Here is a 9,417-nt window from a genome sequence, read left to right on the forward strand (position 1 = left end):
GCCGGTGTTCATGGCTGGTTTTTAATACAGGTTAAATTATCGTAAGATATTGAAAATTATGCTAAAATAACAAAACATTCATTTTCCGGAAATTGCAATCGGGAGTAGGCAGTCTTCCGCGGCGAGACGTTTGTCTCCGCCTGCCTCAACAACCGAGGAATACTGTCATGAAGAAGATCATAGCCCTTTCGCTCGCAACCCTGATGATCGGTTCCGGCGCGGCGCTGGCTGCCCAGCCCTTCAACCCGACCATGTACGGCGCGAAGCAGACCACCGCCGATCAGGAGATCGCCCGCATCTCCGCGCCCGGAACCATCTTCACCACCCAGGTTAGCGGCGGGTCCGGCTGGACGGCCTCCAAGACCTACAAGGTTCAGCCGGACGGCACGGCGAAGCTGATCGATCTCGGCTATATCAACAACAACTGATCCGAAAGCCTGTTGATCAGCTCAAGGCCCTGCGGCTGACTGCTGCGGGGCCTTTCATTTGCGCGGATGGGCCCGGTCGTAGATCTCCAAGAGCCGGCCGGTATCGACGCCGGTATAGACCTGTGTCGTCGACAGGCTGGCATGGCCGAGCAGTTCCTGGATGGTGCGCAGATCGCCGCCGGCGGCCAGAAGATGGGTGGCGAAGGAGTGGCGCAGCGCATGCGGCGTCGCCTTGTCGGAGAGGCCGAGCGCGCCGCGCATCGCCTGCATTTCGCGCTGGATGATCGCGCTTTGCAGCTTCTTGCCGCGCGCGCCGAGAAACAGCGGCCCCTCCGCTTCAAGGTGATAGGGCACTAGACGGATATAATCGTTGACGGCGGCAAGCGCTGCAGGCAGCAGCGGGACGATCCGCGTCTTGCTGCCCTTGCCGGTGATCCGGAGGCTTTGCGGCGCGCCGGCAAAATCGGCGGGCGCCAGTCCCAGCGCTTCGGAAATGCGCAGCCCGCAGCCATAGAGCAGGCAGAACACGGCGGCGTTTCGCGCCGCGATCCATGGCTCTTCCGCAAGCTGGCTGTCGGCGCGCGACAGCGCAAGGGCATCTTCGGCGTTCAAGGGTTTCGGCAGCGATTTCGGCTGTTTCGGCGCACGCATCGCCCGCACGCCGGCGGCATTGGCAAGCCCGCGCTTTTCCAGCCAGCGCAGAAACGAGCGAATGCCGGCAAGATCGCGCCCGAGCGTGCGCGCCTCCGCGCCACCCTTGCGGCGAAACGCCAGATAGGCGCGAATATCGGCAGGCCGCAGCGCGTCGATATCGGAAAGGCGCACCGGCCGCGCCACATGGCGGCACAGGAACTGCAGAAACTGGCGCGTGTCGCGCTCATAGGCGTTGATCGTATGGTCGGCGAGCCGCCTTTCGCTGTCCAACGTTTCGAGCCAGTCGCGCCGAAGCGCCATCAGGGCGTCGTCTGCCGGAATGAGCACGTTTTCCATCGATCGCCAGCCGTCATCCACAGGTGTTTATCCACGCCGGCCGGCCTGGGCCATGACCTTGGCGCTTGACGAAATCTTGTTCGCCGACAATCCTGCACTAGATTGCGTTAGAAAAAAGCTAATGCTTCGAGGGGGGTGTCATTGTCTTATCATATCGAGTTGGGATATAGACCTTCCACCATTGACGGGACTTTATATGGCGCGCCGTGATTCCTCATCTGCCTTGACGCATTTTGCCGAGACGCTGGCGCTTGTCTCGCAGGGACGGCCGGGCCATATTGTCGACACGCTGATCGCCGAGCGCGGCGAAAAGATTGTCCACAGCCCGTTCTGGCCGGTGATGCGGCCCTTCCTTTATTCCCTGCTCGGCTATGGCAAGGCGATCGAATTCGCCACCGAAACCCAGTCCATGGATGGCTACGGGGTCTTCAATTATCTTTCCGAAAAACTGACGCTGGACATCCATTGCCAGCGCGGCGAGCGGATTCCGGAAGCCGGCGGCTTCATCATGGTCTCCAACCATCCGACCGGCATTGCGGATGGCGTGGCGGTGTTCGATCTCTTGAAGGAACGCCGCCCGGACATGATGTTCTTCGCCAATCGCGATGCGGTGCGCGTCAATCCGCGCCTGGTCGAGATGATCATTCCGGTCGAGTGGCGCGAGGAGTTCAAGAGCAAGCTCAAGGCGCGCGAAACCCTGCAGGTCACCAATGACGCGATCAGGCAGGAAAAGGCGATGGTGCTGTTTCCCTCCGGCCGCATTGCCTATTGGGCCGAGGGCAAGCTCAACGAGCGGCCGTGGAAGAATTCGGCGATCGGCTTTGCCCGCAAATACAACCTGCCGATCCTGCCGGTGCATCTGAAGGCGCGCAATTCCGGCCTGTTCTACTGGTTCGCCAAATGGTCGACCGAACTGCGCGACATGACCGTGTTCCACGAACTTCTGAACAAGAAGGGCGACCGGTTCGATTTCACCATCGGCAAGATGATCATGCCCGAGGAACTCCACGGCGACGCCGCCGACGTGACGACCGCGCTCGAAAACCATACGGTGCATGCGCTGGCGAAGGACCCTGATGCGGATTTCGCGCTGCCGCCGGCCGAACCCAAGGCCGAGGCAGAGGAAGGGGCGGCCTGAGCCGCGATCTGCTTTGCCGCTTCACTTTCCAGGCGTCGGCAGGCAAGCTTGCCAGTCATGACTTCAGATTCGCTTGATCTTTTCGGAAAACCCGTGACGCCTGCCACTTCACGCAGCGTGCCCGTGATGGTGCCGCTGCCGGTGGCGGGGCCGTATTCCTATGCGGTGCCCGATGGCATGGCGGTGACCCCCGGCTCCGTCGTGCAGGTGCCGGTCGGCCCGCGCAAGGTGATCGGCATCGTCTGGGATGAGGGCGATGAGACCGGCGCCGTGGACTCGAAGAAGCTCAGACCCATCGAGCACGTCTTCGACTGCCCGCCGATCAGCCCGGCGATGCGGAAATTCATCAATTGGGTGGCGGGCTATACGCTGACGCCGCCGGGCCTTGTCGCGCGGATGGCCGTGCGCGCGCCGACCGCGCTCGAGCCCGAGCCGATGGTCGAGGGGCTCAGGCTGACCGGCACCACGCCCGAGCGGATGACACCCGCGCGGCAACGCGTGCTGGAACTGGCCTCGGACGGCTTCTCCTGGACGCGGCTCGGGCTCGCCCGCGCCGCCGGCGTCAGCGCCAGCGTGGTCGAGACCATGATGAAGCAAGGCGTGTTCGATACGGTGTTCCTGCCGCCGCCGCCCGCCGTCGGCGCGGCGGATCCCGATTACGCCCCGCCCGAACTGTCGGCGGACCAGCGGGACGCCGCCGACAGGCTGAAATCGTCGGTCGGGCAGGGCTTTGGCGTCACCCTGATCGACGGCGTCACCGGTTCGGGCAAGACCGAGGTCTATTTCGAGGCGATCGCGGAAACGCTGAGACAGGGGCGGCAGGTGCTGATCCTGCTGCCGGAAATCGCGCTGACATCGGCGTTTCTTGAGCGCTTCGAGGCCCGCTTCGGGTCGAAGCCCGGCGAATGGCATTCCGATCTTGCGCCGCGCATGCGCGAAAAGGTCTGGCGGCAGACGGCGGAGGGGCGCATCCGGGTGGTTGCCGGCGCCCGTTCGGCGTTGTTCCTGCCATTCGAGGATCTCGGTCTGATCGTGGTCGACGAGGAACATGACACCGCCTACAAACAGGAAGACCGGGTGTTCTACAACGCCCGCGACATGGCGGTCGTGCGCGCCCGGATCGGCGATATTCCGACGGTTCTCGCCTCGGCGACCCCCTCGATCGAAAGCCAGGTCAATGCGCTTGCCGGCCGCTACGAACGGCTGCACCTGCCGGGCCGTTTCGCCGAGGCGGCGCTTCCCGATCTGAAGACCATCGACATGCGGCGCGACCCGCCGGCGCGCGGCGGCTTCCTGTCGCCGGTTCTGCTGAAGGCGGTGGAGGGCGCGGTCGGGCGCGGCGAGCAGGCGCTGCTGTTCCTCAACCGCCGGGGCTATGCGCCGCTGACGCTCTGCCGGGTCTGCGGTCACCGGTTTCAGTGCCCGAATTGCTCAAGCTGGCTGGTGGAGCACCGGTTTCGCGGGCAGTTGATGTGCCATCACTGCGGCCACGCCGAGCCGGTGCCCGAGGCCTGCCCCGAATGCGGCACGCTCGACCATCTGGTCGCCTGCGGGCCGGGCGTCGAGCGCATCGCCGAGGAGGTCGAGCATCATTTCCCCGAAAAGCGCACCATCGTGCTGTCGTCGGACCTATCCGGCGGGGTCAAGCGGCTAAGGCTGGAGCTTGAGGCGGTGGCAAACGGCGAGGCGGATATCGTCATCGGCACGCAGCTTGTGGCGAAGGGGCATAATTTCCCGCTGATGACGGTTGTCGGCGTCGTCGATGCCGATATCGGCCTTGCAAACGGCGATCCGCGCGCGGCGGAGCGCACCTTCCAGTTGCTTGCCCAGGTGACCGGGCGGGCAGGGCGCACGGGGCTCACGAGCCACGGCCTGATCCAGACCTATCAGCCCGCCCACCCGGTGATGCGCGCAATCGTTTCCGGCGAGGCGGAGGGGTTCTATGCCCGCGAGATCGGCGAGCGCGAGAAGAGCGGCCTGCCGCCGTTCGGACGGCTTGCCTCGGTGATCGTTTCGGCGGAAACGCGCGGCGAGGCCGAAACGCATGCCCGGGCGCTCCGGGCCGCCGCGCCGCAAAGCCGCTCGATCTCGGTGCTCGGGCCGGCGGAGGCGGCCCTTGCCCTGATCCGCGGCCGCTACCGGTTCCGGCTGCTGGTGCATGGCGCGCGCGGCGACGACATGCAGTCGTTTCTGGCGGCGATGCTCGAAAACGGGCCGAGGGCGCGCGGCTCGGTAAAGGTGCAGGTCGACATTGACCCGCAGAGCTTTCTCTAGATAATGATCCCCAAAGGGATGCGGGCGCGTGTCCCGCAATGCTGGAGGGTGTGTAATGAGTTTCTATTGGCCGGAGAGCTTCGTGGGTCAGGTCGCCCTGTTCATGGCGGTGGTGATCCTGATATGGGGGCTTATCGTGGCGCTGGCGCCGCTGCGTTTGATGGCGTTGACCGGGTTTTCGGGCCACAAGGTCGAAGATGGCGAAACCATCCACGTCCGCTCGCTGATCGGCGGCACCTATGCGGCAATGTCGCTGATGGCGCTGCTGTTCGACCAGCCGATGATCTACCGCACCTTCGGTCTCGCCCTGATATTCGGGTTTCTCACAAGGCTCTTGTGGATGGCGACGCTCAAGAGCCGGTCCATCAAGGGCGGTATATTCCTGGCCTGCCAGGCCGTGGCCGGGGTGTTCATGCTGCTCTACGGTCTTGGCTGGGCATAGCGTGACCGGGCAAGCGGCAGGCGAGGCGCATCTGCCTCCTGCATGTGTCGGCGCGGCACGGTTTCCGTTTCGGGGAATAATTGTGCTTCGGCGGTTGCTGTAAAATCTCGTTTTTACAGGGCTTTTCGGAGATTGTGGCAAGAAACGCGCGCCAATGGTCCAAAGGGGCTTTGAGCGTGTTGCGAGTCGCTATTACCTGTGCTAGACGGACCCCGACTATCGGGAAAGGCGGGTTTGATCACCGCAGTTCTCCTGGGGATATTGTAAAGTTCTAAGGGGTGGAAACGTCGGCAACAACCGCCGTTCCTGCCGGTTAAAAAAAGGGAATCTGTGCCTGTGGCGGACCTATCCCATTCTGTTTCGAGCGTCGCGCAGCGCTATGCCGTTTCGCTGTTCGAACTGGCCAAGGAAGAAGACAAGATTGACGCCTTCGGCGCTGATCTCGACCAGATCGACAAGATGCTCAAGGATAGCGACGACTTCCGGCGTCTGGTCATGAGCCCCGCATTCAGCGCCGATGAGCAGCTGAGGGCGGTGAAGGCTATTCTCGAAAAGGCGAAGATCGGCGGCTATGTCGGCAATTTCGTCAAGGTCGTGGCGAAAAATCGCCGTCTGTTTGTCCTGCCGGGCATGATCGCCTCCTATCGTGGCGCGGTCGCGGCCTATCGGGGCGAGGTGACGGCCGAGGTGACGGTGGCCCATGCCCTGTCGAAGGAACAACAACAGGAATTGAAGACTGCGCTGAAGGATGTGACGGGCAAGGATGTTGCGCTCGACATAACCGAGGACGCTTCCCTTCTCGGCGGCATGATCGTCAAGGTGGGCTCGCGTCAGATCGACACATCGCTGCGCACGAAACTCTCCAAACTTAAGCTTTCACTGAAAGAGGTTGGCTGATGGATATCCGGGCCGCGGAAATTTCCGCAATTCTGAAAGAGCAGATCAAAAATTTCGGCGACGAGGCGGAAGTCTCTGAAGTCGGCCAGGTGCTTTCTGTTGGTGACGGCATTGCCCGCGTCTACGGTCTCGACAACGTCCAGGCCGGCGAGATGGTGGAATTTGCCGGCGGCGTGCGCGGCATGGCGCTCAACCTAGAAAGCGACAATGTCGGCGTCGTTATCTTCGGCTCCGACCGCGAGATCAAGGAAGGCGACGTCGTCAAGCGCACCGGCGCTATCGTTGACGTTCCGGTCGGTCCAGGCCTGCTCGGCCGCGTTGTCGACGCGCTCGGCAACCCGATCGACGGCAAGGGTCCGATCAATTCCGATACCCGCGCCGTTGTCGACGTCAAGGCGCCCGGCATCATTCCGCGCAAGTCGGTTCACGAGCCGATGTCGACCGGCCTCAAGGCCATCGACGCGTTGATCCCGGTCGGCCGCGGCCAGCGCGAGCTCGTCATCGGCGACCGCCAGACCGGCAAGACAGCGATCATCCTCGACACCTTCCTGAACCAGAAGCCGATCCACGACAACGGCCCGGACGCCGACAAGCTTTACTGCGTCTACGTCGCTGTCGGTCAGAAGCGTTCGACGGTTGCCCAGTTCGTGAAGACGCTCGAAGAGCGCGGCGCGATGGAATACTCGATCGTCATCGCCGCAACCGCCTCCGATCCGGCGCCGATGCAGTACATCGCGCCGTTCGCCGGTTGCGCCATGGGCGAGTATTTCCGCGACAACGGCATGCATGCCCTGATCGCTTACGATGACCTTTCCAAGCAGGCCGTTGCCTATCGTCAGATGTCCCTGCTGCTGCGCCGTCCGCCGGGCCGCGAAGCTTATCCGGGCGACGTTTTCTACCTGCATTCGCGTCTTCTCGAGCGCGCCGCCAAGCTCTCCGACGAGCGCGGCGCCGGTTCGCTGACGGCTCTGCCGGTCATCGAAACCCAGGGTAACGACGTTTCGGCGTTCATCCCGACCAATGTGATCTCGATCACCGACGGCCAGATCTTCCTTGAAACCGACCTGTTCTACCAGGGCGTTCGTCCGGCCGTTAACGTCGGCCTGTCGGTTTCGCGCGTTGGTTCGGCCGCCCAGATCAAGGCGATGAAGCAGGTTGCCGGCTCGATCAAGGGCGAGCTTGCCCAGTACCGTGAAATGGCCGCCTTCGCCCAGTTCGGCTCCGACCTTGATGCCGCGACCCAGCGCCTGCTGAACCGCGGCGCGCGCCTGACCGAACTCCTGAAGCAGCCGCAGTTCTCGCCGCTGAAGACGGAAGAGCAGGTTGCCGTGATCTTCGCCGGCGTCAACGGCTATCTCGACAAGCTGCCGGTTGGCAAGGTACGCGACTTCGAGAAGGGCCTGCTGTCGCACATGCGCGGCGAAGCCAACGACGTTCTCGAAGCGATCCGCACCGAAAAGGCGCTGAGCGACGATCTGAAGGCCAAGCTGAAGTCCGCCATCGAAGCATTCGCCAAGAATTTTTCGGCCGAGTAACACCAGACGGGGACTGAATACCCATGGCTTCATTGAAGGATCTGAAGCTTCGCATTGCCTCGGTGAAGGCGACGCAGAAGATCACCAAGGCGATGCAGATGGTCGCCGCGGCGAAGCTGCGGCGCGCCCAGGAGGCCGCCGAGAATGCGCGGCCTTACACCGAGCGCATGGCGACCGTGATGGCCGACCTGACGGCGGCTGTCGGCGAGGGCGAGGAAGTGCCCGCGCTGATGAAGGGCACCGGCAAGGACGATGTCCACCTGCTGGTGGTCTGCACGGCCGAACGCGGCCTTTGCGGCGGCTTCAACGCGCAGATCGCCCGTCATGCCCGCCTGCATGCCCGCAAGCTGATTGCCGAGGGCAAGACGGTCAAGATCTTCAGCGTCGGCCGCAAGGGCTATGACGCGCTGCGCCGCGAATTCGCCGACCTCGTCGTCGAGCGCAAGGATCTGCGTGACGTTCGCAAGATCGGTTTCGAAAATGCCGAGGATATCGGCAATCGCGTCATCGAGATGTTCGCAGCCGGCGAGTTCGACGTCTGCACGCTGTTCTATTCGGAGTTTCATTCGGTGATCTCGCAGGTCCCGACGGCGCTCCAGCTCATTCCCGCCGCTCCGCCGGCAGAGGCGGAAGAGCGCGAGAGTGCGGCGCTATACGAATACGAGCCGAGCGCCGAGGCTATCCTTGACGATATCGTCCCGCTCAACATCCGCGTTCAGATTTTCCGGGCGCTTCTGGAAAATGTCGCTGGCGAGATGGGCGCGAAGATGAGCGCGATGGATAACGCCACGCGCAATGCCGGTGAGATGATCGACAAGCTGACGCTGTCCTACAACCGTCAGCGTCAGGAAAAGATCACCACGGAACTGATTGAAATTATTTCCGGCGCGGAAGCGCTGTAAGAGCTTGAAAAGAGGGTTTTATCATGGCTGAGGCCTCTATCGGTAGAGTGACGCAGATTATCGGCGCCGTCGTTGACGTCGCTTTCGACGGCGACCTGCCCCCGATCATGAACGCGCTTGAAACCGACAACCACGGCAACCGGCTGGTTCTCGAGGTCGCGCAGCACCTCGGCCAGAACGAAGTGCGCACGATCGCCATGGACGCGACCGAAGGTCTCGTTCGCGGTCAGGAAGTCAAGAACACGGGTTCGCCGATCCAGGTGCCGGTCGGCGTCGAGACGCTCGGCCGCATCATGAACGTCATCGGCGAGCCGGTGGACGAAGTCGGCCCGATCAAGACCAAGGAAAAGCGCGCGATCCACCAGGACGCTCCTCCCTATGTCGACCAGTCGACCGAAGCGGAAATCCTGGTCACGGGCATCAAGGTCGTGGACCTGCTCGCGCCTTACGCCAAGGGCGGCAAGATCGGCCTGTTCGGCGGCGCCGGCGTTGGCAAGACGGTTCTCATTCAGGAACTGATCAACAACATCGCCAAGGCGCACGGCGGTTACTCCGTGTTTGCCGGCGTTGGTGAGCGGACCCGCGAAGGCAACGACCTCTATCACGAAATGATCGAGTCCAACGTGAACGTCGACCCGGCCGAAAACAACGGTTCGGCCGAGGGTTCGAAGTGCGCTCTGGTCTATGGCCAGATGAACGAGCCGCCCGGCGCCCGCGCCCGCGTTGCGCTTTCCGGTCTGACGATCGCTGAAAACTTCCGCGATGAAGGCCAGGACGTTCTGTTCTTCGTGGACAACATCTTCCGCTTCAC

The 9,417-nt window shown here is 62.9% G+C and carries 8 protein-coding genes and 1 pseudogene; 8 read left to right on the plus strand and 1 reads right to left on the minus strand.

Features of this window, described 5'->3' with window-relative positions; genetic code table 11:
- Positions 1-167 precede the first annotated feature (167 nt).
- Positions 168-428: a hypothetical protein gene (locus B4E36_RS19435; protein ID WP_018062870.1), complete on the plus strand. Its 261-nt coding sequence runs from the start codon at positions 168-170 to the stop codon at positions 426-428.
- A gap of 54 nt (positions 429-482) precedes the next feature.
- On the opposite strand, the gene B4E36_RS19440 is transcribed toward B4E36_RS19435, so the two are convergent.
- A complete protein-coding gene (locus tag B4E36_RS19440; protein ID WP_292059589.1) occupies positions 483-1,418 on the minus strand; it encodes a tyrosine recombinase XerC in 936 nt (311 codons plus the stop codon).
- 196 nt (positions 1,419-1,614) lie between these two features.
- Between B4E36_RS19440 and B4E36_RS19445 the strand changes: the two genes are divergently transcribed.
- From B4E36_RS19445 to B4E36_RS19475, 7 genes and pseudogenes are all read left to right on the plus strand, one after another.
- Positions 1,615-2,556 (plus strand): GNAT family N-acetyltransferase, encoded by a 942-nt coding sequence (locus B4E36_RS19445; protein WP_292059474.1) that lies wholly within the window; start codon positions 1,615-1,617, stop codon positions 2,554-2,556.
- Positions 2,557-2,613: 57 nt separating this feature from the next.
- Positions 2,614-4,830: a primosomal protein N' gene (locus B4E36_RS19450; protein ID WP_345900716.1), complete on the plus strand. Its 2,217-nt coding sequence runs from the start codon at positions 2,614-2,616 to the stop codon at positions 4,828-4,830.
- A 55-nt stretch (positions 4,831-4,885) separates the two neighbouring features.
- Positions 4,886-5,272, plus strand: coding sequence for a hypothetical protein (locus B4E36_RS19455; RefSeq protein WP_018062866.1), 387 nt, complete (start codon positions 4,886-4,888; stop codon positions 5,270-5,272).
- A gap of 330 nt (positions 5,273-5,602) precedes the next feature.
- Positions 5,603-6,169: a F0F1 ATP synthase subunit delta gene (locus B4E36_RS19460; protein ID WP_292059469.1), complete on the plus strand. Its 567-nt coding sequence runs from the start codon at positions 5,603-5,605 to the stop codon at positions 6,167-6,169.
- Positions 6,169-7,704 carry a F0F1 ATP synthase subunit alpha gene (gene atpA / locus B4E36_RS19465; RefSeq protein ID WP_292059467.1) on the plus strand — a complete coding sequence of 512 codons (1,536 nt, stop codon included), beginning with the start codon at positions 6,169-6,171 and terminating at the stop codon, positions 7,702-7,704. Before B4E36_RS19460 ends, atpA begins: the two co-directional genes overlap by 1 nt.
- Positions 7,705-7,727: 23 nt before the next feature.
- On the plus strand, positions 7,728-8,606 hold the full coding sequence (locus B4E36_RS19470) for a F0F1 ATP synthase subunit gamma (protein ID WP_345900717.1): 879 nt from the start codon (positions 7,728-7,730) through the stop codon (positions 8,604-8,606).
- A 23-nt stretch (positions 8,607-8,629) separates the two neighbouring features.
- Positions 8,630-9,417 (plus strand): annotated as a pseudogene (locus B4E36_RS19475) (F0F1 ATP synthase subunit beta); the annotation flags it as partial.

The sequence above is a fragment of the Martelella sp. UBA3392 genome, from assembly GCF_002358775.1.
GTDB classification, from domain to species: domain Bacteria; phylum Pseudomonadota; class Alphaproteobacteria; order Rhizobiales; family Rhizobiaceae; genus Martelella; species Martelella mediterranea.

Coding starts and splice junctions, on each gene's coding strand:
- B4E36_RS19435 (WP_018062870.1), top strand. CDS start 168: ATGAAGAAGATCATAGCCCTTTCGCTCGCAACCCTGATGATCGGTTCC.
- B4E36_RS19440 (WP_292059589.1), bottom strand. CDS start 1,418: ATGGAAAACGTGCTCATTCCGGCAGACGACGCCCTGATGGCGCTTCGG.
- B4E36_RS19445 (WP_292059474.1), top strand. CDS start 1,615: ATGGCGCGCCGTGATTCCTCATCTGCCTTGACGCATTTTGCCGAGACG.
- B4E36_RS19450 (WP_345900716.1), top strand. CDS start 2,614: ATGACTTCAGATTCGCTTGATCTTTTCGGAAAACCCGTGACGCCTGCC.
- B4E36_RS19455 (WP_018062866.1), top strand. CDS start 4,886: ATGAGTTTCTATTGGCCGGAGAGCTTCGTGGGTCAGGTCGCCCTGTTC.
- atpA (WP_292059467.1), top strand. CDS start 6,169: ATGGATATCCGGGCCGCGGAAATTTCCGCAATTCTGAAAGAGCAGATC.
- B4E36_RS19470 (WP_345900717.1), top strand. CDS start 7,728: ATGGCTTCATTGAAGGATCTGAAGCTTCGCATTGCCTCGGTGAAGGCG.